This window comes from Edaphobacter sp. HDX4 (assembly GCF_036877565.1).
GTDB lineage: Bacteria > Acidobacteriota > Terriglobia > Terriglobales > Acidobacteriaceae > Edaphobacter.
Genome location: NZ_JAEDXW010000026.1, coordinates 23,881 through 49,156 on the forward strand (window position 1 = coordinate 23,881; position 25,276 = coordinate 49,156).

Annotated in this window: 25 protein-coding genes and 1 pseudogene; 22 read left to right on the forward strand and 4 right to left on the reverse strand. The window is 56.0% G+C overall.

Translation table 11 applies throughout. The features are described 5' to 3' along the window. The first annotated feature begins 866 nt into the window (after positions 1 to 866). Entirely contained in the window at positions 867 to 1,166 is a 300-nt protein-coding gene (locus tag JAO29_RS19715) for a hypothetical protein (RefSeq protein ID WP_334269985.1), read from the forward strand. 106 nt (positions 1,167 to 1,272) lie between these two features. Here JAO29_RS19715 and JAO29_RS19720 read toward each other — a convergent pair whose 3' ends face one another. Then, positions 1,273 to 1,602 carry a hypothetical protein gene (locus JAO29_RS19720; RefSeq protein WP_334269986.1) on the reverse strand — a complete coding sequence of 110 codons (330 nt, stop codon included), beginning with the start codon at positions 1,600 to 1,602 and terminating at the stop codon, positions 1,273 to 1,275. A 2-nt stretch (positions 1,603 to 1,604) separates the two neighbouring features. Then, on the reverse strand, positions 1,605 to 2,093 hold the full coding sequence (locus JAO29_RS19725) for an SDR family NAD(P)-dependent oxidoreductase (protein WP_334269987.1): 489 nt from the start codon (positions 2,091 to 2,093) through the stop codon (positions 1,605 to 1,607). A gap of 70 nt (positions 2,094 to 2,163) precedes the next feature. On the opposite strand from JAO29_RS19725, the gene JAO29_RS19730 reads away from it, so the two are divergent. Then, a complete protein-coding gene (locus JAO29_RS19730) occupies positions 2,164 to 2,829 on the forward strand; it encodes a TetR/AcrR family transcriptional regulator (RefSeq protein ID WP_334269988.1) in 666 nt (221 codons plus the stop codon). Positions 2,830 to 2,907: 78 nt separating this feature from the next. Here the strand turns inward: JAO29_RS19730 and JAO29_RS19735 are convergent, their stop codons facing one another. Continuing rightward, positions 2,908 to 3,708, reverse strand: a complete 801-nt coding sequence (locus tag JAO29_RS19735) for an alpha/beta fold hydrolase (RefSeq protein WP_334269989.1) — start codon at positions 3,706 to 3,708, stop codon at positions 2,908 to 2,910. A 131-nt stretch (positions 3,709 to 3,839) separates the two neighbouring features. Between JAO29_RS19735 and JAO29_RS19740 the strand changes: the two genes are divergently transcribed. The 20 genes and pseudogenes from JAO29_RS19740 to JAO29_RS19835 all read left to right on the forward strand — a co-directional run bounded on the left by JAO29_RS19740 (position 3,840) and on the right by JAO29_RS19835 (position 22,577). Then, on the forward strand, positions 3,840 to 4,442 hold the full coding sequence (locus JAO29_RS19740; protein WP_334269990.1) for a TetR/AcrR family transcriptional regulator: 603 nt from the start codon (positions 3,840 to 3,842) through the stop codon (positions 4,440 to 4,442). A 56-nt stretch (positions 4,443 to 4,498) separates the two neighbouring features. Further along, on the forward strand, positions 4,499 to 5,431 hold the full coding sequence (locus JAO29_RS19745; RefSeq protein WP_334269991.1) for an AraC family transcriptional regulator: 933 nt from the start codon (positions 4,499 to 4,501) through the stop codon (positions 5,429 to 5,431). A 239-nt stretch (positions 5,432 to 5,670) separates the two neighbouring features. Beyond that, positions 5,671 to 6,615: an AEC family transporter gene (locus JAO29_RS19750; RefSeq protein ID WP_334269992.1), complete on the forward strand. Its 945-nt coding sequence runs from the start codon at positions 5,671 to 5,673 to the stop codon at positions 6,613 to 6,615. A 177-nt stretch (positions 6,616 to 6,792) separates the two neighbouring features. Then, positions 6,793 to 7,638: an acetolactate decarboxylase gene (gene budA, locus JAO29_RS19755; RefSeq protein WP_334269993.1), complete on the forward strand. Its 846-nt coding sequence runs from the start codon at positions 6,793 to 6,795 to the stop codon at positions 7,636 to 7,638. A 2-nt stretch (positions 7,639 to 7,640) separates the two neighbouring features. After that, positions 7,641 to 9,338, forward strand: a complete 1,698-nt coding sequence (gene alsS / locus JAO29_RS19760; protein ID WP_334269994.1) for an acetolactate synthase AlsS — start codon at positions 7,641 to 7,643, stop codon at positions 9,336 to 9,338. A gap of 29 nt (positions 9,339 to 9,367) precedes the next feature. Next, the gene (gene maeA / locus JAO29_RS19765; protein WP_334269995.1) at positions 9,368 to 10,402 is read left to right on the forward strand and encodes an oxaloacetate-decarboxylating malate dehydrogenase; all 1,035 of its coding nucleotides are present in this window, start codon (positions 9,368 to 9,370) and stop codon (positions 10,400 to 10,402) included. Beyond that, positions 10,378 to 11,079 (forward strand): malic enzyme-like NAD(P)-binding protein, encoded by a 702-nt coding sequence (locus tag JAO29_RS19770; protein ID WP_334269996.1) that lies wholly within the window; start codon positions 10,378 to 10,380, stop codon positions 11,077 to 11,079. Before maeA ends, JAO29_RS19770 begins: the two co-directional genes overlap by 25 nt. A gap of 28 nt (positions 11,080 to 11,107) precedes the next feature. Continuing rightward, positions 11,108 to 11,257: an FAD-dependent oxidoreductase gene (locus JAO29_RS19775; RefSeq protein WP_334269997.1), complete on the forward strand. Its 150-nt coding sequence runs from the start codon at positions 11,108 to 11,110 to the stop codon at positions 11,255 to 11,257. 127 nt (positions 11,258 to 11,384) lie between these two features. Next, positions 11,385 to 12,172 (forward strand): annotated as a pseudogene (locus JAO29_RS23655) (aldehyde dehydrogenase family protein). Beyond that, complete coding sequence (locus JAO29_RS19785; protein WP_334270024.1) at positions 12,060 to 12,716, forward strand: aldehyde dehydrogenase family protein; 657 nt, start codon at positions 12,060 to 12,062, stop codon at positions 12,714 to 12,716. The pseudogene JAO29_RS23655 and the gene JAO29_RS19785 overlap by 113 nt, the downstream one beginning before the upstream one ends. A gap of 46 nt (positions 12,717 to 12,762) precedes the next feature. Next, positions 12,763 to 13,146, forward strand: coding sequence for a thiamine pyrophosphate-binding protein (locus tag JAO29_RS19790; protein WP_334269999.1), 384 nt, complete (start codon positions 12,763 to 12,765; stop codon positions 13,144 to 13,146). Positions 13,147 to 13,180: 34 nt separating this feature from the next. Then, complete coding sequence (locus tag JAO29_RS19795; protein ID WP_334270000.1) at positions 13,181 to 13,843, forward strand: hypothetical protein; 663 nt, start codon at positions 13,181 to 13,183, stop codon at positions 13,841 to 13,843. An 11-nt stretch (positions 13,844 to 13,854) separates the two neighbouring features. Continuing rightward, a complete protein-coding gene (locus tag JAO29_RS19800; protein ID WP_334270001.1) occupies positions 13,855 to 14,391 on the forward strand; it encodes a thiamine pyrophosphate-dependent enzyme in 537 nt (178 codons plus the stop codon). A gap of 910 nt (positions 14,392 to 15,301) precedes the next feature. Further along, positions 15,302 to 15,949, forward strand: coding sequence for a helix-turn-helix domain-containing protein (locus tag JAO29_RS19805; protein WP_334270002.1), 648 nt, complete (start codon positions 15,302 to 15,304; stop codon positions 15,947 to 15,949). Positions 15,950 to 16,111: 162 nt separating this feature from the next. After that, entirely contained in the window at positions 16,112 to 17,653 is a 1,542-nt protein-coding gene (locus JAO29_RS19810; RefSeq protein WP_334270003.1) for a phytoene desaturase family protein, read from the forward strand. Continuing rightward, positions 17,650 to 19,170 carry an aldehyde dehydrogenase family protein gene (locus JAO29_RS19815; RefSeq protein WP_334270004.1) on the forward strand — a complete coding sequence of 507 codons (1,521 nt, stop codon included), beginning with the start codon at positions 17,650 to 17,652 and terminating at the stop codon, positions 19,168 to 19,170. The genes JAO29_RS19810 and JAO29_RS19815 overlap by 4 nt, the downstream gene beginning before the upstream one ends. A gap of 20 nt (positions 19,171 to 19,190) precedes the next feature. Continuing rightward, the gene (locus JAO29_RS19820) at positions 19,191 to 19,517 is read left to right on the forward strand and encodes a DUF2141 domain-containing protein (protein ID WP_334270005.1); all 327 of its coding nucleotides are present in this window, start codon (positions 19,191 to 19,193) and stop codon (positions 19,515 to 19,517) included. Further along, positions 19,514 to 21,031, forward strand: coding sequence for a phytoene desaturase family protein (locus JAO29_RS19825; protein ID WP_334270006.1), 1,518 nt, complete (start codon positions 19,514 to 19,516; stop codon positions 21,029 to 21,031). Before JAO29_RS19820 ends, JAO29_RS19825 begins: the two co-directional genes overlap by 4 nt. Beyond that, positions 21,028 to 22,101: a glycosyltransferase gene (locus JAO29_RS19830; RefSeq protein ID WP_334270007.1), complete on the forward strand. Its 1,074-nt coding sequence runs from the start codon at positions 21,028 to 21,030 to the stop codon at positions 22,099 to 22,101. The genes JAO29_RS19825 and JAO29_RS19830 overlap by 4 nt, the downstream gene beginning before the upstream one ends. Further along, positions 22,098 to 22,577, forward strand: a complete 480-nt coding sequence (locus JAO29_RS19835) for a hypothetical protein (protein ID WP_334270008.1) — start codon at positions 22,098 to 22,100, stop codon at positions 22,575 to 22,577. Before JAO29_RS19830 ends, JAO29_RS19835 begins: the two co-directional genes overlap by 4 nt. An 866-nt stretch (positions 22,578 to 23,443) precedes the next feature. Here the strand turns inward: JAO29_RS19835 and JAO29_RS19840 are convergent. Beyond that, positions 23,444 to 24,001, reverse strand: coding sequence for a hypothetical protein (locus tag JAO29_RS19840; protein WP_334270009.1), 558 nt, complete (start codon positions 23,999 to 24,001; stop codon positions 23,444 to 23,446). Positions 24,002 to 25,276: the final 1,275 nt, after the last annotated feature.

Below are 25,276 nucleotides of genomic sequence, written 5' to 3' on the forward strand. Positions count from 1 at the left end.
GTTGGCGGCGGCGGGAATGTCAACCAACTATCGTCGGAGCAGGCGGTCTCGCCAAAGCAGTGCTGCCCACCGTTGTGCTTACAAATCTTTACATGTCGATAACTTTTCCTGACGGAGCTGAACAGAGCGTTCACCGAGAATCAAGTTACGGCGCTGCTCGGTGCTCCGAAGAGTGTCGCGCTGCCCGGGCTTGCAGTGTTGTTGCCGGAAGGCTCGGTAACTGTTCAGAGGCAAATGATGATGCATGCTGATTTGACGGGCAAATGGAACCTTAAGACCCAAACGGAAAAGGGCAAGGAGGATATCTCAACGCTTGACCTAACGGGGAAGGGATCCTTGGTGAGAGGCACACTCACACCTTCCACCGGAAAGACAATGACTATTAGTGATGGTTACCGCGTCGGGGACGCTATCAAACTGTCGGCAACCGGACCACGAGGCCTGTTTTCAAGAGCGGTGCTGATGTCCGGACATATCGAAGGAGACAAAATGATCTTGTACGTGACTAGAGGAAACGGGGGCACATTTCGTGGCATTGCAGAGCGCGTTCCTTTAGGTCAACAAACATAGATCATCTTGGGGCCATCGGTGTTCGCGGGAGTCGAGGGTGAACAGATGATCGGAGCTGCCATAGTGAATGGTGCAATCTGCCTGTTACGAAGGGGGTTCTACTCCAATTCTAGGCTCCTGGAAGCAAGCGAGCAAATGATCGCTTCTGTGTTGCGCTAGAGATCTGTTGCTGCGCTTACTGATCGCGCCAATTGTCGCCGGTCGGCCTCTGGCCAATTCAGCCATTAGTTTCCCACCCCGCGCATACAACCGTGACGGACCAGCAGGGAGGTTGTTGCCTTAGAAGGGGTATTCTTATGTCGCGAATTGTCGCTCTGTCAAACAGCCTTCGACTATTCTCAGGCGTCACGCGCTATGGGATAGCAATCGTATCGGTCGCTGGAGCCTCCGCGGTTGCGTCCCTCCTGCAGCATTTCGGCGTGCGTGATCCGCTCGCTTCGATCTTTCTGGCTGCGCTCGCAGTAAGTTTTTGGTACGGGCGAACTGGACCCGGTGTTCTCGGGATGGTGCTCGCTACATGGGGGCTGAACGTTTCCTCCATTCTCCGCGTGGGTGGTTTCATATCGCTCCTTATGATCGTAACGACTGGAACGTGACGATCGATTCCGAGATTTGCCTTGCGCTCTTGCCACTCCAGGTGGAACGGCAAGAGCAGAAGGGGGTCAGCGCATTGCCGTGACGTTCTCACGGTCGATCATCTTTTCAGCCTTGGGCTGATTCGGCCACGGCCTGCCATGGTTCCCATGTCGCCAACCGGGCGTCATAGGCTGCTCTCACAGAAGGCAGGTTGTGGCTACCGAGGAACAAACGTAGAGGCGGGTTCTCTGCGTCAACCAGCTTCAGCATGGCATCGACAGTGGCGTTAGGGTTCCCTCGTTGCATGGTCTTCATACCGTCGAAGACCTGTGCTTTCAGGTCCGCATACACGTCAAGCCCCTCGGCGAACTTAGCCGATGACGGTCCTCCAAACTCCGTCGCGTAGGCGCCTGGCTCTACGAGCGTCACGTTGATCCCAAAAGGTGCTACTTCCATGGCTAAGCTTTCGTGAATTGCCTCAAACGCCCACTTGAAGAACAGTAGTACCCGATCAGCGGCATCGTCACGTGGCCAAGTGTGCTCGAGACCCCGAGGATGTGACCACTGCCCTGGGTACGAAGCAATGGAAGAGCCGCCTGAATTACCGCTAGAGTGCCGAAGATGTTGGTTTCATAGAGTGCGCGCACGTCGTCTGCGCTCGCTTCCTCAATCGTGCCGATGAGAGGATAGCCCGCGTTGTTGACGACAACGCCGAGACGTCCGAAGTGACCATGGGCCTGCAGGATGGCAGCCTTTGCCTGTTCGGCGCGGGTTACGTCGAGTTCAATCGTTAGAACATTTGAGCCGTACTTCTCGCCAAGATCGGCGATGCTTTCCATCGCACGAGCTGTGGCTGCAACCTTGTCGCCGCGCTTAAGTGCTGCTTCCGCCCATACGCGTCCGAAGCCACGCGAAGCGCCCGTGATGAACCAAACTTTATCTGACATGCCACTCTCCATTGCTGTTATTTAGATCCGAGTTTGCCCGGCTCGCTGATATGCTGGAGAAGCCGGAACGATGTTCCACATCACAACCGGAACCGTGTTCCGCTTACAAGTGGTGCTCATGAAAAGTAAGGACAAACTGCGCGGGGAGAAGGAGACACCCGCTGCCAAACCTCGTGCGATGCGCGCCGATGGGCAACGCAAAATGCAGTCGCTGCTTCACGCAGCGATGGAGGTCTTTCGCAAATCTGGAGTAGACGCGCCGGTTCGTGAAATTGCGGAGAGTGCGAACGTTGGGCTTGGAACGGTCTATCGCCACTTCCCGCAGCGATCCGATCTCATCAAGGCGGTCTTCGAGGAGCAGGTGAATGCCTGCGCGAATGCGGCGCCGGAGCTCGCCAGTAAGTATGAGCCTGGCGATGCCTTGGCGCACTGGATCCAGCGCTACGTGGACTTCATTGCGACAAAGCGAGGTCTTGCCGCTGCACTCCAATCCGGCGACCCGGCCTACAGTGCCTTGCCTGGCCACTTCAATTCGAAGCTTGTTCCGGCATTGAACATGTTGCTGGATCGGGCCATCGCGGTAGGGGCGGTACGCTCCGGCATCGATGCAGAGGAGCTCCTACACGCGGTCGCAAATCTCTGCCGGGTTTCACACCAAAAGGAACCTGCTTACGCGCGAAAGATGGTCGACTTGCTTGTCGATGGCCTGCGCTATAGGAATAGAAGCACAAGTTGAAGCCCTTCTCAATTGAGAGAAGAGCAAGCCGTCAGCAGCTACGGCGATTGTGGTGCAGGAAATTTCTGTTTCTGGTGTTTAAGATGCGTTCGTCTTTCGAAGAAAGCCGGCAAGGCATTGATTGACCAAGTCGGGACTCTCTATCGGAAGCATATGTGCACCTCCTGGCAATATGTGGAACTCAGCACCGGGGATAAGTTTGGCGATCCGGGCAGATGATTCGGGAGGTGTACTCACGTCCTGGTCACCGACAAGGACCAATGTGGGACACGTGATTCTATGCAACTCGGACTCCAGATCGAAGGCTGCTACCATCCGCCACATAGCCGCGTGAATTTGGGGCGCATTCTGCAAGAGCGTCTTCGCGGCCCGATCCAGGATGTCGGGACGTCGCGCCCGGGTAGCCTCTGAAAACCAATAAGGCATCGAGCCGTCCACGATGGCCCTCATTCCCTCGGAGGATGCAAGCTCGGCGATGTCGCTCAGGTAACGGCGGGACTGTACCGAAAAGCTGGCGGCCGATCCAATCAGGGTTAGAGAACGCGTCGCGTGGGGCATCCTTAAGGCAAACGACTGAGCGATCATGCTCCCGATGGAGATGCCTACGAGGTGCGCGTCGGCAGTTCCCAGGTCTCGGACTACCTGAGCGAGAACTTCCGTGACTCTCTCGAGCTCCCAGTCTCCTGCCTCTCCGGAACTGAGACCGTTTCCCGGTAGATCGAAGGAGACCAGGTCAAACTCGTCGCACAAGTAATCGATCTGTCGATCCCAGAAAGTCAGATCGAGGCCGAGTGGATGAATCAGAACCACGGGTGCGTTGCCCCGAGGACCGGTCCGGACTTGGTGGATCGTGGGAATGATTCGAGCGTTTTGTTCCATTACGGCCTTCTCCATCGCGCAAAGGGATTTGTTTTGCAACGACCACTGCAAAACTAACCCTAGCTTAGCAGATGCGGGCCGCCGGACCAGACGATATGGAACGTGTGCTTCAATACTTCTAGGAGGTGACTGTGGGATACGGTGGGCGGCCAAGAAAGTTTGAGAGAGATGGCGCACTTGAGACGGCTATGCTGCTCTTCTGGGAGCACGGGTTCGAGCAGACCGGAATCGACGATCTTGCGAAAGCGATGAGGATTAGCACATCGAGCCTCTACTCTACGTTCGGAGACAAGAGGCAACTCTTCCTGGAGGCGCTCGATCTCTATCGTTCGGGCAGGGGTGGCTATACCAAGACGACACTCGAGGTTGGAGGATCAGCTCTGGATTCGTTTCGAAGGTTATTCGAAACTGCCGCTCGAGAACTCACTCGCGGCGATCAGCCTCGCGGTTGTATGCTCACGCTCTCCTTGCCGACATTCTCGCAAGGACTCGAAGAACTGCAGGTCGAGGTAAGCCGGCGACGAGCCGAGTCGCTGGATGGATTTCGCAAGCGGCTTGCAAGAGCCAAGCGAGAGAAGGACCTTCCACCATTCGTCGATGTAAATCTACTCGCGTCGTTTCTCATGACCACTCTTATGGGAATGTCTTTGCAGGCACGATCAGGCGCCTCAAGGTCGCATCTTCTCAAGATCGGCGAGCTAGCTCTTCAGGCTTGGCCTGGGGCGCGGCCGTGAGTGGACATTTTGGCACAAAGCTCGCTGCCCACCCCCACGTCATCTAAAATTAACTTATGGCATCGGATGTGAGAAACACGGAGGATACGGAAGAAGTCGTCCCGTCACGGCGCATCAGTGTAGACGGCGGCGGCCGCCACTTCGCGCTCGTTCCGCATCTGCCGCTACTCTCCAGTGCATCCCAGCAGTGGGAAGGCTTCCTGCTGGAGCGCCACGTATCAGACGGCTTCGAGGTCCCGAAGCATAGCCACTCTTCAATCCTCCTCAGCATGCAGCTCAACGCGAGTCTGCGCCTCGAGTGGAAATCAGCATTCGGAGGGCACAATGCTGTTGTGGACGCCGGCACCCTGACGCTGCACGGCGCCGCTAGTTGCAACGGCTCCACCTGGAACGGAGCCTACAACCGTATTCTCTTCGAACTCGACGAAAGACATCTTGAACACCTGACAGAGGGGAAATTCCCAGGGGCGAAAGTCGAGATCGCAGAACACTGGTCCTTCAAAGATCCGCGTCTTGAGTATCTGCTCAAAGTGCTCCATGACGAATTGCAGCAAGGAGCTCCTGCAGGACGGCTGTTCGGAGAGCAGGTGGGTAATGCCGTTGCCATGCTTCTGGCCAAGCAATACTCAGTCGTGCGCCCATATGTATATCGAGGTGGCGGACGAATCCCTACATCGCGCATCAGGAAGGTCTTTGACTACATTGAGGCTCACCTTCACCAGGACATACATCTTTCCGATCTCGCCTCCACAGCAGCGATGAGCCCCTACTACTTCGCGCGTCTTTTCAAGACTTCGATCGGAGTCACCCCTCATCAGTACGTCATTCAGCGCAGGATCGATCGGGCTAAGGAGATGCTGCGCAATTCGCAAATGAGCATCTTTGAAATTGGAGTGCGCGTGGGATATGCGGACCCGAAGCATTTCCGAACCCTGTTTCGACGCGAAGTCGGCGTTGCACCCAATGCATTCCGTGCAGCGCACAGTTAATCCTGCCTACATATACCTTCTAGTTGTATCCTCTCGTCCTCTGCTTGCCGACGAAATCCGCTTTCGTAGTGGCTGCGAGTTTAAGACTCACCTCTGTCTTCGGCAATTGAGCACGATTACCCCCGCTCCAGCGCAACAATGCCCCCGTAACGCGTAATAGAAGAGCCGTCCAATCTAGGTGGACGACCTAGCTGGTATCTCAGCCAAGCGATCCAATGAGAAAGGACGCAGGTTTTCCGATGGTCAATACATTATTTCGTGCACTCTTTCCGGCTATTTTCGCTGCCGCCTTGGGGTGGGTGGCTGCGCGAGCCGGGTATGTGAAGCGCGATCAGGCACAGGCATTCGGCGGGTTTGTGATGCGATTTGCGCTGCCCTGTGCACTTCTGGCGGCAATCCTCAATATGTCCGTTTCGCAAATGCCGACGGTTGGCTACATGCTATGCATGCTGGCGGGATTCCTTGGAACATACATCATCGCGGTTCTGGTAGGGCGGTCTCTCTTCCGAAACGACCTATCGACCAGCGCGCTGCAGGGCCTGCTCTGCGCGTTTCCGAGCATGGCGTTCTCCGGAGTGCCGATCCTTACCAGTCTGGAAGGGCCGCGCGGACTCATTCCGATCATCGTCGGAAACCTGATCTCCAGTTTCGTACTGATACCTGTCACGCTGATCCTGGTTGAAGTCGGCCTGAGATCGAATGCTGGAACAAGTGCCCGCCCCTTCGAACTTCTGCAAAAGAGCATTGTCCACTCCGCAAAGGAGCCAATCGTGTGGCTGCCCTTATTGGGCGGCGCCCTCAAACTGTGCAACATTCACTTGCCAGCGGGCGTTTTGCAGGCAGTAAATCTGGTCGGCAATGCCTCTGCCGGGACGGGCCTATTCGTGGTTGGAATCATGCTGTATGGTGCAAAGCTCACGTTTTCCCGGGAACTGGTTACAAATACTGTGCTCAAGAATATTGCCCAGCCCGTCCTGTTTGCCGCAGTCATTCCTTTTTTCGGGATTGCGGCCATTTCGCACTCCCGCGAACTCATCCTGACGGGCGCAATTCCTGCGGCCACAACGTCTTCGATCATTGCGCTGCGCTATCAGAAGTACGTCACGGAGGCGACGGCCACTATTGTGGCGAGCACCCTCTTTTCAGTCGTTACGATCGCAGCCGCCATCATCATGACGCATTGAATAGCCTGCCAATCCTCCTCCCAGACGTCCGGTTCATCGGACCGTCTTTTTTTTTCCGGAAATCTTCAGAATTGCGCAAGAAGTCCCCCCCTCGGTGGCAAAGACGACCCCGCATGGTGCTCGCTCCGATGAGTCTATTGCTCTGTAAGGCGAGAAATTGAAGGGAGAAAATCCGAGATGCCGCAACTGAATATCAATCTCCCCCCTGAGCTTTGGAGCGTTCTGGAGCTTCACGGCAGCGAGAGAGGCGATAGCCCCGACGCAATTGTTATCAGCGCGCTATCGGAGTACTTCCATAACAACAGAGACAGACTTTATCAGGTATCGACATCGGGCGCTCTGGTTGAGGGCGTCTGCGATGGCGCTTTGGAAGTTGGCACGCTGCGCAAGTATGGCGACCTCGGGATCGGCACCTTTGAACACCTGGACGGTGAGATGGTGGTCGTGGACGGTCGCGTATTTCAGGTGCGCAGCGATGGGTCAGTGAGCGAGGTTGCTGATGATGTTCTGACACCCTATGCAACCGTCGCTCGATTTCAGCCTGATGTAGAGGTTCTTCTCAAGCAATGTCCAGATTTCGCCAGGCTGAGCGAGGCATTCGATCGGCTCAGGCCAACTGAGAACATGTTTTTCTCGCTTCGGGTCGACGGATATTTCGATTACGTGCGCACCCGTGCTTTGTGCCGCATGAAGCCCGGCACGAGATTGATTGACGCGGCCACAGTTCAGCCTGACTTCGAATACCGCAATGTGTACGGCACGTTGGTGGGCTTCTGGTCTCCGCAGTACAGCAAGGCACTCAGCATTCCGGGATATCACCTGCACTTTCTGAGTGAGGACTGCAAGGGTGGCGGGCACCTGCTTGAATGCCGTGGCGCGGAGCTGACACTGCGGCTCCAGCGTGGCACCCAGTTCAACCTGGTGCTGCCCGAGACAAGTTCGTTTCTCGTCGCCGATCTGACACGGGACCCGTCCGAGGACTTGGAAAAGGCTGAGAGCTACCATCCGGAAAAGGTGAAGTAATCATGAGCAACGTATTAAGCAAGACCCCACAGAACGAACAGGCGGCAGCGACTCAATCCGGATCGGAACTGCTGGTGAAGAATCTCGAAGCACAAGGAGTCGAGTACATCTTCGGCATCCCGGGCGCGAAGATCGATAGGGTATTCGACACGCTAGTGGACTCGAAGATCAAGACCGTCTTATGCCGGCATGAGCAGAACGCGGCCTTCATTGCTGCCGGAATCGGACGCATGACGGGGAGGGCGGGTGTCTGCATCGGCACTTCCGGGCCTGGCTGCTCGAACCTTGTGACAGGACTGGCAACCGCGACCTCTGAGGGTGATCCGGTTGTAGCGCTGGGCGGCGCAACCACGGTGGCCAATCGCCTGAAACGCGTTCACCAGGCCATGGACACGGTATCGATCATGAAGCCCGTCACCAAGTACAGCGCCGAAGTGAACTCGGGTGATGCCATCTCCGAAGTGGTGGCGGAGGCGTTTCGCGCCGCGGAATCAGGCCGCCCTGGAGCTTCTTTCATCAGCCTGCCAATGGACATCATGGCGGCCAGCGCAAGCGGAGACGTGCTCACGCCGGTGATGCCGGACCAGCTGGGAGCCGCCGATGCGCTCTATATCGATTTGGCCGCAGCGGCTATCAACAGGGCGAAGAACCCGGTTGTGCTGCTCGGGATGCTGGCCAGTCAGGTGGAAACAGCCGATGCAGTCCGGGTCTTCCTCAAGAAGACAGGCCTGCCTGTCGTGAATACGTATCAGGCCGCAGGCGTCGTCTCGCAGGATCTCTTCTCGCAATTCGGCGGACGCGTCGGCCTCTTTCACAATCAGCCCGGAGATAGGCTCCTCCATGTTGCGGACCTGGTGATTACGGTGGGCTACGATCCGATCGAATACGACGCGGTTCTGTGGAACAAGGAAAGGAGCGGCCGCATCATCCACATCGACGTGGTCCGTCCTGATGCGGACAAGCACTACAAACCGGAAGTGGAGTTGATCGGAAATGTCCCGGCCACCCTTGTGCGCCTCACCGAGCGGGTGAACCCGATCGTGCAGGGCGGCAATCTCGAGATCCTGAGCGAAATCGCGATGGAGCGGGGCATATTCGCTGGGCGCGCCCGGCTGATGAACGGCACGCCGATTCACCCCATGCGGTTCGTGCATGAATTGCAGGGGCTGATGAGCGACGACATGACCGTCTGCCTGGATATGGGCTCATTCCACATCTGGCTCGCCCGCTATCTGTACAGCTTCCGTTCGCGGCAGGTGCTGATCACTAATGGACAACAGACGATGGGCGTAGGCCTGCCTTGGGCGATTGCGGCGTCGCTGGTGCGACCGAGCGAGAAGGTGATCTCGATTTCCGGCGACGGCGGATTCATGTTCTCGTCGATGGAACTGGAAACTGCGGTCAGGCTCAACTGCAACCTCGTTCATCTGGTGTGGATGGATGGCGCCTATGACATGGTCCGGTTCCAGCAGGTGGCGAAGTACGGACGCGAAGCCGCTGTGGAGTTTGGCCCGATCGATGTTGCCGGGATCGCAAGAGCATGCGGCGCGCACGGCATGATGATTCAAACCCCGGAAGAGATCACACCCTCGATCAAGAAGGCACTGGAGATGCAGGGGCCGGTGGTGATCGGTGTTCCTGTCGATTACCGCGACAACCACAAGCTGATGGAAATCATGCATCCCGGATCGCTCAACTAACGATGGATCGAGAGGAAGGATCAAAACTCATGTCAAGCAAGGAAGTCAATCTCACGAAGGGAACTTGGGGTATCGCGCTGATTGCTACGCCGACTCTCAACAAGGGAACTGCATTCAGTTACGAGGAACGAACCAGTCTGCATCTGCATGGACTTCTGCCGCCTCGTATCGAGACTCTCGATGAGCAGGTTGGGCGGGCGTACGAGGCATTCATCCGCAAGTCGGATGACCTTGAGAAGCACATCTATCTGCGCCAGCTTCAGGACACGAACGAGGTGCTGTATTACAGGTTACTTCTCGATCACATCACAGAGATGCTGCCGCTCGTGTATACGCCTACGGTAGCTCAGGGATGCCAACTCTTCAGCAAGATTTACCGTCGGCCTCGCGGCCTGTTCATCTCGTATCCCCTGCGTCATCAGATTCCGGCGATTCTGCGCAGCCGTGCCAACAAGGATGTCGACGTGATCGTCGTGACGGATGGAGAGCGCATCCTGGGAATCGGAGATCAGGGCGTCGGCGGTCTGGGAATTCCGATCGGCAAATTATCACTCTATACGCTGCTCGGCGGAATCCATCCTGCGCGCACGCTGCCGATCGTTCTAGATGTGGGAACTAACAATAAGGAGTTGCTGAACGATCCCGAATACCTGGGCTGGCGGCACGAGCGCGTCACCGGCAAAGAATACGATGACTTCATCGAGCAGTTTGTCGAGGCCGTCAAGCAGGAGTTGCCGCGGACGTGCCTGCAGTGGGAGGATTTTGCGACCCCACATGCCCGGCCCATTCTCGAGCGCTACAGCAACGACTTGCTCACCTTCAACGACGATATTCAGGGGACCGCATCCGTTGCGCTGGGCGCGATATTAAGTGCGCTGCGCGTTTCGGGCGGAAACCTGAAAGACCAGAAGTTTGTCTTCCTAGGCGCGGGTTCTGCGAGTATCGGCGTGGCCGATTATCTGCGGGGGGCGGCCATCGAGGCAGGCATCTCCGATGAGCAGGCACGCCGGCAATTCTGGATCGTCGATAAAGACGTCTGTTGCACAGCAAGCGGACCGACCTGAGCCCGGAACAGGCAGTCTACGCCCAGGACGCGGAGTCGGTTGCGGGCTGGCCGAAGACCTTCAACGGAAATATCGGCTTGGCAGATGTGATTGGGCAGATCGATGCCACTGTGCTGGTGGGGCTCTCTACCGTGTTTGGCGCATTCACTGAGCCGATCGTCCGCGAGATGGCCCGCAAAGTGGGTCGCCCGATCATCTTCCCGTTGTCCAATCCCACAAGCCATGCGGAAGCCGCAGCGGAAGATCTCATCCAGTGGACGAATGGAAAGGCGCTGGTCGCAACCGGTTCTCCCTTCGCTCCGGTCAAGTACGGCAACGCGGAGATTGCGATCTCGCAATGCAACAACGTTTATATCTTCCCCGCGGTTGGGCTCGGCGTCGTCGCCTCGCGCGCGCTCCGCGTTACGGATCGCATGTTGCTGGCCGCTGCACATGCGCTGGCTGAGAATTCTCCGGCCCTGCACAATCCTTCCGCCCCGCTACTGCCTGTCCTGAATGACGTCAGAAGAGTGACGGCCGAGATGGCCTTCGCCATTGGCCTGGCTGCACAGCAGGGGGGCGTTGCACCAAAGACCACGCCGGAAGAGCTGCGCGAGCGCGTACAGAGGAGCCAGTGGGCTCCTCAATATCCCCCTGTCGCCAGCCTGGAGACAGAACAGCTCCAGGTATCGCGATGAAAAACAAGACCAACGACGGCATTGTCCAATGTCGCCCCGCCCGCACGTGATCATCGTCGGTGGCGGTTTCGGGGGACTGGCCGCGGCCAGGGCCCTCCGCAACGCCTCGGCGCGCACCACACTGATCGACCGGCGTAACGAAGGGACAAAGAGGAGAAGCGATGGATGCAATCACTAGGTTGAAAGAGGAAGGCGTTCGGAAGGAAACCAATAGCCTATCGCGAGGGGATGTGCCTAGCGCTCGATTTGGAGGGCAAATGAGTTTGTCTCACTTCGTCACTATTAACCCGACAACCGACGAGCAGATGGAAGAGTTTGCTTACTTTACTTCACAAGAGACGGAAGCCGTCATAGCTCGAGGTGATAAGGCCTTCAGGTCGTACAGCCGCCTCCCGATATTCGAGAGAGCAAAGCTGTTGTCCAATCTTGCGACTGTGCTGCGGAGGAACAAAGCTCAACTCGCCGACGTCGTTACCAGGGAGATGGGGAAGATTCTATCCGAGGCCGAAGCCGAAGTCGAAAAGTGCGCTTGGGAAGCGGACTGGTATGCCGAGCACGGTCCTCAGATATTGGCGAACACTCCTGCTCCAACAGGCGGGGTCGAAGCTTATGTCTCCTTTCATCCGCTTGGCCTCATCCTGGGCATTATGCCGTGGAATTCCCGCTGTGGCAGACGACGCGGATGGGCATTCCGACTCTGTTAGCCGGTAACGTGATTCTCGTCAAACACTCACGGAACACCCAGCGGAGTTCACTCGAACTGGAACGCGTAATGCTCGAAGCCGGATATCCGGAAGGAGTACTCCAGAATTTGATCCTCAAAAGGGAGGACATAGTCAACGTTATCAATGACGGTCGCGTTCAGGGTGCTTCACTAACTGGAAGCGTCAGGGCTGGCTCCGCTGTCGCTTCTGAAGCCGGTAAAGTCATCAAGAAAACAGTGATGGAACTCGGCGGTTCGGACGCCTTCATTGTGCTTGATGACGCCGACATTCCGAGAGCTGTTGCGGCGGGAATTCAAAGGTCGCTTTACCAACGCCGGCCAAATCTGCCTGGCGGCAAAGCGCTTCATCTTGACGGAGAATATCGCTGATGCTTTCGAGGAGCAATTCGTCGAAGCAGCGCAAACGATAAAGGTTGGTGACCCAACGAATGAGGCCACGCAGATGGGGCCCGTGGCGCGCACCGACTTGCGCGATACGCTGCACAAGCAAGTGCAAGATAGCGTTTCGGCGGGTGCGGTTCTGCTGTGCGGCGGGAAACCTGTTCCGGGCAAGGGGGCTTTTTACACACCCACTGTGCTCAGTCAGGTGAAGCCTGGAATGCGCGCCTTTGACGAGGAAACATTTGGCCCTGTCGCGGCCATCATGCGAGCGCCGGATGCCGGTGCGGCAGTCAAAGCAGCAAACGCAAGCGAGTTCGGCTTGAGCGGCAATATCTGGACACGCAATGTCGAGCTCGCCCGCAGGATGGCTCGCGAGATGTATACGGGAGGCGTGTTCATCAATGGTGTGAGTGCATCAGATCCTCGTGTGCCGGTCGGCGGCGTAAAGAAGAGCGGTTACGGCCGCGAACTCTCGAGCTTTGGTCCACATGCCTTCGTGAATGCGCAGACTGTTTGGATCCAGAACTCCTGAAGTTACTCCCACCTAAATTCACGATCAAAGTTGAGAGGAACAAACCATGAAGACTGTCCGAGACGTTACGTATCAATTGCTTCGCGAGTTCGGCCTGACGACGATTTTCGGCAATGTCGGCTCGACGGAGGAGACCTTCCTCAAAAATTTCCCCTCAGACTTCCGGTATGTGCTCGGCCTCCATGAGGCGTCCGTTATCGGGATGGCCGACGGCTTTGCTCAGGCCAGGCGCCGGCCAGCTTTGGTGAACATCCACACCGGAGCGGGATTGGGGAATGCGATGGGGAACCTCCTCACGGCGTTTCAGAACAAGACGCCACTTATCGTTACTGCCGCCCAGCAAACACGCGAGATGCTGTTGATGGAACCTTGGCTCACCAACGTCGAAGCCACGATGCTCCCGCGTCCCCTGGGTGAAATGGGCCTATGAGCCCGTGCGAGCAGAAGATATACCCGCCGCATTCATGCGTGCGATTGCCACGGCCCTTCAGCCGCCTTCAGGCCCCGTGTTTCTTTCGCTCCCGCTCGATGATTGGGAAAAGCCGTGCGACGGGCCGGCGGTGGTGAGGGCGGTGAGTCAACGTTTTGCGCCCGATCACGCCCGTTTGGGCGAGTTTGCGAAAGCCTTGTCGGAAGCGTCGTCGCCCGTGCTTATCTATGGCGCAGCCATCGCGCGAGGGAACGGCTGGAGTGAGGCGGTCGCCTTTGCCGAGGCGATCGGCGCGCCTGTCTGGGCTGCGCCCGCTTCCGAGCGCGCGCCCTTTCCGGAAAAACATCCGCTCTACTCCGGCGGATTACCATTCGCCATCGGACCGCTCAGCAAGAAACTCGAAGGCCACGACGTAGCATTGGTAATCGGCGCTCCCGTTTTCCGCTACTATCCTTACGTACCCGGCGCGTACTTACCAACGGGACTGCGGCTGCTGCATATCTCCGATGATGCTGCAGAGACTGCAAGAGCCCCGGTTGGTGATAGCTTGCTCGGGGATCCGGCCCTGTCTCTGATCGCGCTCAAAGAGTTGCTCGGAGATTACAAACGGAAGACCTTCAGGGAACGGGAAACGGTCGCGCATCGCACCGCCCCCACGCATCCGGTGCAACGAAGGTATCGAATGACGGCCGCCTGACCGCTGCGCAAGTGTTCCATGCGCTGAACGAAGTCCGGCCGGCCAATACTGTTTTGGTTGAGGAGAGCCCGTCGAACCTTGCCGATCTCCACGCAGAATGGCCGATCACCGAGCCCGACACCTTCTACACCTTCGCGAGTGGAGGACTCGGCTGGAATCTCCCAGCGTCTGTGGGCATCGCGCTGGCCGAGCGTGATACAGGGCGCAACCGCCCCGTGATTATGGTCGTCGGCGACGGCTCGTTCCAATATCCGGTTCAATCCATTTGGACGGCCGCGCAGCTGAATCTGCCCATTCCGATTGTCGTTTTGAACAATGAGGAATACTGCATTCTCAAATCGTTTGCGGTATTAGAAGACGCACCGGGGGTCCCTGGTTTCGACCTCCCCGGTATTGACATTGTTTCCCTCGCAAAGGGCTACGGCTGCGATGCTGCACGGCTCGACAATCTTGACGCCATTAAAAAAGCTGCAACAGAGGCTTGGACAAAGTCGAAACCTACGGTGCTGGAAATTCCAATCTCGCCCCAGGTTCCGCCCCTGATTTGAGACGGCGCACGTCGCTCGCAACATCCAAATTCTGCTACTCATTTGCCACGGATGTATGGATGTGTCGATGTGTCGCTCATGCGAAGGGCGGGTGCCTGGCGGGCGACGCTCGATCTGACTGTTGCCGGTATGGGGCGCAGACCGAGCGGTCGCTCCATCATTTTGCGATCGGAGATGATCGCATGCCCATACGAAGCTGGGGAACTCCGTTCTTTATTGCGGGCGCAAGTCTCTTGACAGGCGGTTTTTTCGGACTTTTGTTCGGATATCCATCTGGAGTTGCCCAGCAAATGTCAATTTAGAATGATCCTACGAAGTCCGGTGCCGTGCAAGCTCCCATCCAGAACAAGAATCTATTGGCCGAATCGGCGTCGACGCTGGGGAAAGTTCTAACGGGGTTCGCACTCGCAAAAGCACAAGGCATAGTTCCGTGGTTGACGGGAGTCTGTAATTCACTGGGCCCCGCGTTCGCTTCCGACCGCAGTCAAGGGAAACTGATTGCAGCAGGTGTACTAGCATACTTTTTTGCCACAGGGTTTCTCTCTGGTTTGTTCCTCCCGTCATACTTTATGTCCGGCAAGTTTGGAGGGGAGTAGGCTGTTCGCTGCTGTCCAATCGGGGGGTATTAGATGGCACGCGTACCGCGTACGTGTTCTAACGCGAAAATGGATTTTTTCGATTTAGGAATGAACCGCTAAAGCAACGTAGAAACGTCTCCGGTGCTCAATGAGTGCATTGGCGATTTGTCACTCAGGGCACGTAATGGGCGACGAAGAAACGCTCTTCTCTACCAACTGATTGTGCATGTTAGTTCGTCTTCAATAATCGTTACCGCTACATCGTTGACTATGCTGCAAATAAAATTAATTCCCAGTAAAATGCGCTTTACAACTCAATCTCTCGGTGGCGTATGAAACAAACATCTCGCCCGCTGAAACCGAAGAAACATACTTCAAAGGCTACCGACTCTGCCGTAGTGGCCGAATCGATCCGGCCGTATGCAATTGCCGATAAGCTTCGCACACTCCGTCTGCGTCGCAGTATGGGCCTTACGCAGCTCGCCGAGCACACTGGATTCTCCCCAGCTATGCTGTCGCGCCTTGAGAATGGCCGCCTGATACCAACTTTGCCGACGCTAACGCGCATTGCATTGGTCTTCGGGGTTGGTCTCGACTATTTTTTTTCTGATCCACGGAAGCGTCACGTCGTGGCGATCTCACGGCGGGATGAACGCAAGGTTTTTCCATCCGATCCGAAAGCAACCTCTATCTCGTGGTCTTTCGAAAGCCTCGACTTCCGTGCTAATGAGCGGAAGCTGAATGGCTACCTGGCGCATTTTCATCCCCTCCCCGAGGGGAAACCTACGCCGCATTTTCATCCGGGCGTGGAGTTGTTGTACCTCATAGAGGGGAAACTCGAGATGACGATCGGCGTCGATACCTTCCAGCTCTCTGCCGGAGATTCGGTCTACTTCGATTCACTGCAGAAACATACCTATCTCAGTCTGGTCAAAAGGCCCTGCACCGCGATCGTGATCACGACGGCATCTTCCATGTAGAAAGGCACACCCCCGCAGCATAGACGGTGTGCTCCACTCACCGAATTGCCACGTTTTACGGAAAATCAAACGAAGCTCACTTCTTTGCTTGTGAAGCAAATGATTGCACTGGGAGGCTTCAATACTGGTCTTCACCTCACCTGAAACTCCTAAGGTTGAGGTATGAGCTTCAATTTCAACGGTAGAACGAAACACATTGCAATCGTAGGCGCCGGACCTGGCGGACTCGCCACTGCGATGCTTCTTGCGAAGCGCGGCTTCCGGGTCCAAGTATTCGAAAAGCAGGATGTCATCGGAGGCCGAAATGCAGAGCTCCGCCTTGGTGAATATAGCTTTGATCTTGGGCCGACGTTCCTAATGATGAAATTCCTACTCGATGAGCTCTTTATTGAAGGAGGGCGCCGCTCGAGCGACTACCTGAAGTTCCACCGGCTCGATCCGATGTATTCGTTGAATTTTCCGGATAAGACGATGCTGGCGCGCTCTAATCCTGATGCGATGAAGGCGGAGATTGAGAAGCATTTCCCCGGAGAGAGCGCTGGCTTTGACCGCTTCTGCAAGCGCGAGAGTCGTCGCTTTGAAAAGCTCTATCCTTGCCTGCAGCAACCCTACGGAACGCTCGCCAGTCTCATCAGTCCAACGCTCTTCGCGGCCGCGCCCCATATCGCCGCAGGACGTTCGTTGCATAACGTGCTCGCCGATTATTTCCGCTCGGAAGAGCTCCGCTTAGCGTTTACGTTCCAATCGAAATATCTTGGGATGTCGCCATGGGATTGCCCCGGTCTATTCACTATGATTCCCTACACAGAGCACGCTCATGGCGTGTATCACGTGATGGGTGGGCTCTGCCGGATCAGCCACGCCTTTGCCGAAATCGCTCGCGAAGAAGGTGCTGAGATCCACACCTCCACGCCGGTTGCTCGCATCCTTCACGAGGGCCGCCGCGCCTGCGGGGTCCAGCTTGCGAGTGGCGAAAAGATCTTCTGCGATGATGTCGTAATCAATGCGGACTTCGGGCACGCCATGAGCATGCTCTTCGATGAGAAGGACCTTCGTCGCCATAATCCGACTAATCTTCGCAAGCGGAAGTTCTCGTGCTCAACGTTCATGATGTACCTCGGCCTCGATCGCGAGTACGATGTCGAGCACCACACGATCGTTTTCGCTAACAATTACAAGAGGAACATTGAAGACATCACGCAGGGCCGCGCAACCTCGGAAGACATGTCGCTTTACGTCCGGAACTCGGGTAAAACAGACCCGTCCAGTGCACCCGCCGGTCACTCTGCGCTATACATTTTGGCTCCGGTATCCAACAACACCAGTGGCATCAATTGGGGTGAATACAAGCACCAATGTCGTGACTACATACTACGCATTCTGCGTGAACGTACTCCTTATGGTGATGTCACGCCGCATATCCAACGTGAACTGATTATTACGCCTGAGGATTGGGAGAAACAGCACTCCGTCTTTTTGGGCGCCACCTTCAACATGTCGCATAGCTGGGACCAGATGCTCTATCTGCGCCCTCACAACAGGTTTGAAGAGTTTTCCCATTGTTATCTAGTAGGCGGCGGCACACATCCCGGAAGCGGATTGCCCACCATCTTTGAGTCAGCACGTATCTCCGCCAACCTTATCTGCCAGCAATATGCGGTCCCGTATCCCACAGTAAAACCGCTGGAGCCGGCTCTCGTATGACTGAAGCTACCCCACTCCAAATTCTTGCGCGCGCGCGCGCCGCACAAACTGCATGGGCGGGGCTCCACGTCTCTCGCCGGGCTGCCGTCCTGGGCGACTTGCGCCGCGAGATTGCCGTTCATTGCGAACTCATCGCAGATACGATCGCGCGTGAGACCTCTAAGCCGCTGCTGGATGCTCTTTCGGGAGATGTGCTTGTTACACTCGAACATCTGCGCTACTGTGAATCCTATGCCGCGCGCGTCTTGCGTCCGCATCGAGTCAGCAAGCCGTTCTTTCTCTTCCGCGGTGCGCGCTTCGAAAGCTACTTCGAGCCACACGGCGTAGCCCTGATCTTCGGCCCATCGAATTATCCTTTCCAACTATCGGTAGTTCCCCTCATCACTGCTCTCGCCGCTGGCAACGCGGTAGTGCTCAAGTGCTCCGAGCTTATACCCCAAACCGCTGCTCTCATAGCGCGGCTCTGCGCAAGAGCGAATCTTCCGGTCGATACCGTCCAGGTCTTGTGTGATGATCCGGAACAATCGACAGCACTCATCAATGCTCGGCCAGACTTCATCTTTTTCACCGGCAGCAGTCGTCATGGGAAGCAGATCTCACAACACGCGGCAAAGCTCCTCATCCCTACAATTCTTGAATTGGGCGGCAAAGACGCTGGCCTCGTTTTTGCGGACTGCAATATGGATCGGACAGTTGAAGGCATCGTCTATGGCGCCTTCTCCAATAGCGGACGCGTGTGCGTCGCCGTGAAGCGTACCTATATCGAAGCTTCCATCTATGGCGAATTCCTTCTTCGTCTCAAGCAGCGCGTCGCGAAGCTTCGCGTCGACACGGATGCAGATGCAGACCTCAGTCCGTTATCGCAGAATGCCCAATCAGATCTTCGCGAGCAGATTGAAGACGCACTCGCCCGTGGAGCCACCCTGCACTGGCCACCAGATCGCGCCGCGATCGGACATGAGCCGACGCTTCTTACTGACGTTCCCTCTGACGCTCGTCTCCTTACCGAAGAGTCCTTCGGTCCCGTGCTGTGTGTAGGTTGTTTCCACGATGAGGCGGAAGCGCTTTCACTTGCGAATGCAAGCCGCTTCGCTCTCAGCAGCAGCATCTGGACCGCCAACCAGAAGCGCGCTCGGCGCATAGCCTCGCGGCTTTCTGCTGGGAGCTGCAGTGTCAACGACGTCATTCGGATTGCTGCAAATCCCTATGCCGGATTTGGCGGGAACCGCGATAGCGGACACGGGCGCTATCACGGCCCCGAAGGCTTACGTGCCTTCTCGTGTGTAAGGACTCTTCTGCTCGCCAGCCATCGACGCACTCGCGAGATCAACTGGTTCCCATTCCAAAGCCGTACCAGGCGTCAACTCGCCAGCCTAATCCGATTCCGACATACAGCTACCGGTCGCTTGGGGCGTCTTAGCCGCATGCTTCTACCGCTTCTGCTCAGCACAATTCTCCCAGGCACCTTCGCCGCACAATCGACGCCGAAACCCATCTTTCTATCAATGTTCGACTGACGCAAAAGGCACACGGCGAGTTGGCTTATCTCGTCTTCGCATCGCCTTCCGGATTTCCGGGCGACCGGAATAAGGCGCTCCGCCATGGCTTTGTTCCGATCCCTCCTGGATCGACGGAGCTACACATCGAACCCGAACTGCCGACTGCAACCTATGCAGTCAGCATTTATGAAGACCTCAACAGCAATCACAAGCTCGATCACAATCTGATCGGAATCCCGCGGGAGCCCGTCGGGGCCTCCAACAATCCGTCGTCTCGTTTCGGTCCCCCACATTTCGAGGAGTGCTCGTTCCACCTTGGAGATACCGCTCAAACCATCGCGATAAACCTGGTGCACACTTTATGAGCGATTCGGAAAAGAACAAACGCGTCATCGTCATTGGAGCCGGGCTTGGCGGCATGTCAGCGGCCATCATGCTCGCGCGCCGCGGTTTCAAGGTGACAATCCTCGAGAAGAATGCCCAGGTCGGCGGCAAGCTTAATCAGCTGCAAACCAAAGGATTTAGCTTCGATCTCGGACCTTCGATCGTTACGCTTCCTGATATTTTCCGTCCCATCTTCGAAGGGGACGGCAAGAAGCTCGAAGACTACATCAATCTCCAACGTGTCGATCCGCAGTGGCGCAACTTCTTCGAAGACGGTGTCGTTGTCGATCTATGGGAAAAACCCGAACGAATGCGTTCGGAGCTTGACCGTTTCGGCCCGGAGGTCTTTGGTGAGTACAAAGACTTCCTCGCTTACTCTCGGCGCCAATACGACATCGTTGAAGCCGGTTATCTCCGCCACGGCCTCGATACCTTGTTGCAGTTCTTCCGTTTTTATGGCTGGAAGGAAGCGCGCGACCTCGACTATCTGCGTTCCATGTCAGGCAGTATCTACAAGCGTCTGAGCAATCGCTATCTTCGCGATATCTTTGAATACTTCATCAAGTATGTCGGATCGAGCGCCCTTGATTCACCTGCTTTCATGAACCTGATGCCGACTATCCAGATGGATTTCGGCCTTTGGTATGTTGCTGGCGGTCTCTATCAGCTCGGACACGCATTCCGCAGGCGTCTTGAAGAGACCGGAGTCACCCTTTGTCTCGAACACGAAGTTCTAGAGATCGATCGTTCTGCTAGCACCGTCACCGGCGTCCAGGTTCGCGACAGTAGCGGTGATCTTCGCACCTTACCGGCCGATTACGTCGTGTCCAACATGGAAGTCATTCCAGCGATGCAGCGACTCCTGCGCTCACCCAATTCGGTTATGAAGAAGTTGCGTCGCTTCGAGCCGTCGTGCTCCGGTATCGTTCTGCATCTTGGACTGGATCGGGTCTATCCGCAACTCGCTCATCATAACTTCTTCTACTCGGCTAACCTGCACGAGCACTTCCGTCGCGTCTTTCGTGACAAGAAGTTACCGGACGATCCTACGATCTACCTCGTTGCTCCCACTCGCACCGATCCATCGCAGGCGCCGTCCGGCTGCGACAACATCAAGATTCTGCCGCACATTCCACCCATCGATCCACAGAATCCCTACAGCCCAGAAGATTACATAGCTCTCAAGGAAGTCTGCCTCGACAAACTCGAGCGTATGGGCCTGACGGATCTTCGGAAGCACATCATCGTCGAAGATTTCTGGACGCCATTCGATATTGAGGCACGCTATGCCTCCAATCGAGGATCTATTTACGGCGTCGCCTGTGATCGCCGCAGGAACTTCGCGTTCAAAGCGCCAAAGCAAAGCTCTCGTTTTCACAACCTGTTCTTCGTCGGTGGCAGCGTCAACCCAGGAGCGGGGATGCCCATGGTCACGCTTAGCGGGCAACACGTCGCTCGGATGATTGTCGAGCAGGCGGCCAAAGGAAGGCCATGATCCTGCCAGCGCTTCTCTGCGCAGTCGGTCTCCCCGCCGGCTTCCTGCTGATCCGGAGGATTCCCGCCTGCGAGCTATCTCAACCACAAGGGACGGTTCGTCTCTCCATCATCATCCCCGCACGCAACGAAGAAGAGAATCTTCCTCGACTTCTGCGATCGATCTCGGAGTCTGTACTACGACCAGCAGAGATCCTGGTTGTGGACGATGGCTCCATCGATAACACCGCGCTGCTTGCACAGAGTCTCGGCGCAACCGTTGCTACCTCGTTCCCGCTGGAAGCCGGGTGGACGGGTAAGGCTTGGGCATGTCATCAAGGAGCCCAGCTCGCAGTTGGGGATACTTTGCTTTTTATGGATGCGGACACTTTCTTCGTCAAAGGAGGACTGGACCGTATCGTTGCACGCTGGCTTCGCGAACGGGATCGGAAATTGGCGCTCTCACTGCTGCCGTACCATGCCATGAGCGACGCGTACGAACAGTTGTCTCTCTTCTTTAATATCCTCATGGCTGCCGGCGCCGGTGGGTTTGGCTTCGTCTCGGAGCCGCGACTCTTTGGTCAGTCTCTTCTTGTTGCCAAAGAAACCTACCTCGCTGCTGGCGGTCACGCTGCCGTCCGCGGCTTTGTCCTTGAGAACTTGAATCTTGCCCAGCTCTTCCGCTCTGCGGGGGGCCGCATCCTCTGTATGGGTGGATACGGCAGTCTTCATATGCGAATGTTTCCAGAGGGCCTTAGACAGATGTCCGATAGCTGGACAAAAGCCTTTATACACGGAGCCGCAGTCTCAGGCGGCATGGTTCTCGCGTCCGCGATCATATGGATATCCGTCCTCTGTTCCACAGTGCTGCTCTTGGTCGCTCCCCATGACTACGGCCGTCTCAGCCTGGCTGTCGTCTATCTCCTGTTCAGCGTGCAGCTCCTCTGGATTGCGCGCCAGCTCGGCAGTTATTGGCTTATCGCTTGCTTGCTGTATCCGTTGCCTCTCGCATACTACTGTGCAGTGTTCGCTCGTTCCGCTGCGCGGCGCTTGTTCGATCGCAAAACAGTCTGGCGTGGGCGTGAAGTATGACTGCCTTGATTTGGGCGGCGAACGTCCTCGGATGGCCCGTCATCCACATGACCATCGGTTTCGCCGTTCTCCGCGTCCCCTCACAAGCATTCGCATGCGATACATGGCTCACCACGCCTCGCTCCTGGGAACGAGAGGGGAATATGTATCGGGACTGGTTCGCCATTCGCAAGTGGAAGTCTCTTCTCCCGGATGGAGCACCCTGGCTGGGTGGGCATGCTAAGAAGAAGCTTCTCAGTCGCAATCTTGCTTGCATTTCATACTTCCTTATCGAGACCCGTCGCGCCGAAATCGCGCATTGGTGCATGCTCGTATGTCTTCCCCTGTTCTTTCTGTGGAACCCACCATGGGCGCGTTTGGTGGTGACCACCTACGCTGTCGCTGCCAATCTGCCGTGCATATTGGCGCAGCGCTATAACCGCTTCATACTTCGCCGCATAGCCCGCGCCCTGCGCCCCAGTACGGTCTACCTATGAGTCGATCGAAAGAGAAACTCAATTCAGAGCCTCGCAAACGACGCTACCTTGTTCATCTGTACTGCATGCACGAGCAAGATAGTCTCACCTGCCGCTATATAGCTGACATTCGTCTCTGGACGGTCGGCAATTCCGGTCATTCGAAAACTCAAAAATATACCTTTGTGGACGAATGCGAGCTGATTGAAACAATCAACGCTCTGCTCCCTCACGGCTCCGATGTCCGTGATGTTCTGAGCCACATAGAAAGTTCAGAGGGTTTTCTCTACCTCCTGTACCTTAGCTCCGAAGAAGCGAGCAGCCTGGGATGGCGGAAATGATCAACAGCATCCGACACTACGCTCCAGGACGAACATAGAACTAAGCTCGAGTATTCAGAAGACCGGTCTCTAACTGGAGATTGCCTCGTCCTTACCGATCCCTGGTAATGCGACCGCCGGCTTGTTGATAACAGGCCAAACCGCGTTTCCAGAACTGCGACGGGTGGAAACGCGCATTGGCGATGATGCACTTATTGAGTTCAGGCGAAAAATCACTTATTCGATATGCCGACTTCGCGGACACGTGAAACTACAGCCGCTGGTGTCGCACGCACGATTCAGAGGTGCGCTCGCTCGGAACTAGTGTGTAAGGTCTATGGCGCATGTCACGCAGCGCCCAGTTGAATAGGTAACCCCCAAACCCGCTACCGCAGGTGTAATGAGCTGTATCGAAAGAATAATTAATGCCACCCCCGCCATAGGTGCGGCAGACTACCATTTCTGGTTGGTGAAACTCCCCCTTGCAATTTGGGAGACGCCCTGGGCGTGCATGGACTCGCTGCACTCAAGAGCACAACGAGCCCGAGCATTTGCGTATGCCTTTTCCTATTGACGCTCGTCGTTGCGTTCCTCCTCTTCGGCCACTCCGAAAACTGTTCCTTCAAACTTCCCCTTATTCGTTAGAAGCGCGGGATTGCCAGCGGCGTCGAACAACACCGGGGCTATCGTCGACGTGCGCGTCAGGGTGCCGGACGCACCCTTGAAACGGCCGGTTCCACCTGTGACCTGATAAATCCCAACAAGGTGGGCCAGCCCAGCCGTGAGATCCACGCAGCCGCTCCCGGTCCCTTCCTTGAGCGTGACCGTCAATAGACTTCCATCCTGGAAGCGAAATACGCCCCCACCGGTCACAGTTAGAAAATAAATCTGCGTTGGGCCAGAGCAACTGATGGGAGGCTGGGGAGGAGAAGAAAGTGTGTCAGCGTGTAGTTCACGATAGGTGAATGGCCCTAGCGTACCAGTACCGGCGAGAATCTCTTCGTCGGTAACTGTGCCGTTCTGTAGATTGATCGTAGTGGCCACATTACTTCCCGAAAACCTGATGTTTACCGGCTTCTGTTGAGCGTAGATGCCTGCGACACCGAGATTGAGCAACAGTGCCATGGGTTGCTATATTTTTCATTGGTACCCCTCCTGGAACAAGATTTTAGAAATGGGCCACGTCGAAACGTCGGAATGGTACTCAGAGAAGGTTCCGTGTGCAACGTCCGCCCGTTCCGATCTAGCGAAACGGTGGCTTTCGCTGCATTTGGCGACGGTACAGGATGTATCGCCATCGGTAAGTTTTGCCACACGTCCCTACTCCGCTGAAATCAGAGCGTCTGCTAAGCGTTTCAAGCAGAACAAAATATCCGGAGTCACATTGATCACTGAGATTGGTCATATTGATAACCTCGCTACCTCAGAGCCCAAAAGTTGAATTTGAGTGCGAAGGCTTGGCGTGTCTCAAAAGTCAGTCTCGCGGTGGAGATAAGCGTCGGGACAGTACGGATTCGGCACATCCCACGCCGATTGCGGTCAATCCGGAAGCAATCCATATCGACGGCAAACGGGCATCTCGGATAACTGCCCTCATTCTCAAATGCGAATTCAGGGCAATGCACTCATTGAAGTTGGTTCGAAGACGTTGAAAGTTGTGGCCCTTCGAGGTGGTCTTCGAAAGGCCACAGTTGAGTTCAGCTATATGGGTACAGAATTCAGACTTATGGGTACGGGATTCAGCTACATGGGGTATGAATTCGGACTCATGGTGCAAACCACAACCTTTCCAGATCCGGAGGAATACCCTCACGCTTTCGTTCTCATAGGTTACTCAAATCCAGATTCCACATGGCTTCTCAATCCCCTCGTGGTCATCGCTCGCTGTTCTCATTGGGCGGCGAAGGCGCAGAATCTCCACCAGCGCTTGTTTCTCTCTCATCAAAGGCAATCAGCCCGTTGAGGGGTGGGCTCTACTTCGAGGATGACGAGGTTATGTATGACTCGCTGGAAGACTTCGCTCGCATCTGGAATCCATCATGGACAAATTGTGGCCAGCGCTCTGCGGTCGAAAACGTTCAACAAGTACCTTTGTCATGCACGAGGCCAATACTACACAGCACAATTCGATCTACCGCAAGGAATTTCTCGACTATTTAGAGAACTTGGCGCAATCCGCTGACGTGCAAGTCGAGGTAGGTCAGGTACCAGATTTTCAATATCGGATGGCAAGAATTTCAGCTTTGTTCCGTCACCTGCGTAGGGATGATCAACAGCCAGATTGCCAATGAAACTCGAGGAAGTGTGCGGCGAATGGGCTCCGGCACCGTTAAGGTACCTAAGTCTGCATCTCCAGATCGACACCGAAAGGAAAGTATGAGTCACAAGCATTACTGTGAG

What these genes read in the sequence shown, in the direction of transcription:
- JAO29_RS19715 (WP_334269985.1), top strand. Translation starts at nt 867, where the DNA reads ATGTCGCGAATTGTCGCTCTGTCAAACAGCCTTCGACTATTCTCAGGC.
- JAO29_RS19720 (WP_334269986.1), bottom strand. Translation starts at nt 1,602, where the DNA reads ATGGAAGTAGCACCTTTTGGGATCAACGTGACGCTCGTAGAGCCAGGC.
- JAO29_RS19725 (WP_334269987.1), bottom strand. Translation starts at nt 2,093, where the DNA reads ATGTCAGATAAAGTTTGGTTCATCACGGGCGCTTCGCGTGGCTTCGGA.
- JAO29_RS19730 (WP_334269988.1), top strand. Translation starts at nt 2,164, where the DNA reads ATGTTCCACATCACAACCGGAACCGTGTTCCGCTTACAAGTGGTGCTC.
- JAO29_RS19735 (WP_334269989.1), bottom strand. Translation starts at nt 3,708, where the DNA reads ATGGAACAAAACGCTCGAATCATTCCCACGATCCACCAAGTCCGGACC.
- JAO29_RS19745 (WP_334269991.1), top strand. Translation starts at nt 4,499, where the DNA reads ATGGCATCGGATGTGAGAAACACGGAGGATACGGAAGAAGTCGTCCCG.
- JAO29_RS19750 (WP_334269992.1), top strand. Translation starts at nt 5,671, where the DNA reads ATGGTCAATACATTATTTCGTGCACTCTTTCCGGCTATTTTCGCTGCC.
- budA (WP_334269993.1), top strand. Translation starts at nt 6,793, where the DNA reads ATGCCGCAACTGAATATCAATCTCCCCCCTGAGCTTTGGAGCGTTCTG.
- alsS (WP_334269994.1), top strand. Translation starts at nt 7,641, where the DNA reads ATGAGCAACGTATTAAGCAAGACCCCACAGAACGAACAGGCGGCAGCG.
- maeA (WP_334269995.1), top strand. Translation starts at nt 9,368, where the DNA reads ATGTCAAGCAAGGAAGTCAATCTCACGAAGGGAACTTGGGGTATCGCG.
- JAO29_RS19775 (WP_334269997.1), top strand. Translation starts at nt 11,108, where the DNA reads ATGTCGCCCCGCCCGCACGTGATCATCGTCGGTGGCGGTTTCGGGGGA.
- JAO29_RS19785 (WP_334270024.1), top strand. Translation starts at nt 12,060, where the DNA reads ATGACGCCGACATTCCGAGAGCTGTTGCGGCGGGAATTCAAAGGTCGC.
- JAO29_RS19790 (WP_334269999.1), top strand. Translation starts at nt 12,763, where the DNA reads ATGAAGACTGTCCGAGACGTTACGTATCAATTGCTTCGCGAGTTCGGC.
- JAO29_RS19795 (WP_334270000.1), top strand. Translation starts at nt 13,181, where the DNA reads ATGCGTGCGATTGCCACGGCCCTTCAGCCGCCTTCAGGCCCCGTGTTT.
- JAO29_RS19805 (WP_334270002.1), top strand. Translation starts at nt 15,302, where the DNA reads ATGAAACAAACATCTCGCCCGCTGAAACCGAAGAAACATACTTCAAAG.
- JAO29_RS19810 (WP_334270003.1), top strand. Translation starts at nt 16,112, where the DNA reads ATGAGCTTCAATTTCAACGGTAGAACGAAACACATTGCAATCGTAGGC.
- JAO29_RS19815 (WP_334270004.1), top strand. Translation starts at nt 17,650, where the DNA reads ATGACTGAAGCTACCCCACTCCAAATTCTTGCGCGCGCGCGCGCCGCA.
- JAO29_RS19825 (WP_334270006.1), top strand. Translation starts at nt 19,514, where the DNA reads ATGAGCGATTCGGAAAAGAACAAACGCGTCATCGTCATTGGAGCCGGG.
- JAO29_RS19830 (WP_334270007.1), top strand. Translation starts at nt 21,028, where the DNA reads ATGATCCTGCCAGCGCTTCTCTGCGCAGTCGGTCTCCCCGCCGGCTTC.
- JAO29_RS19835 (WP_334270008.1), top strand. Translation starts at nt 22,098, where the DNA reads ATGACTGCCTTGATTTGGGCGGCGAACGTCCTCGGATGGCCCGTCATC.
- JAO29_RS19840 (WP_334270009.1), bottom strand. Translation starts at nt 24,001, where the DNA reads ATGGCACTGTTGCTCAATCTCGGTGTCGCAGGCATCTACGCTCAACAG.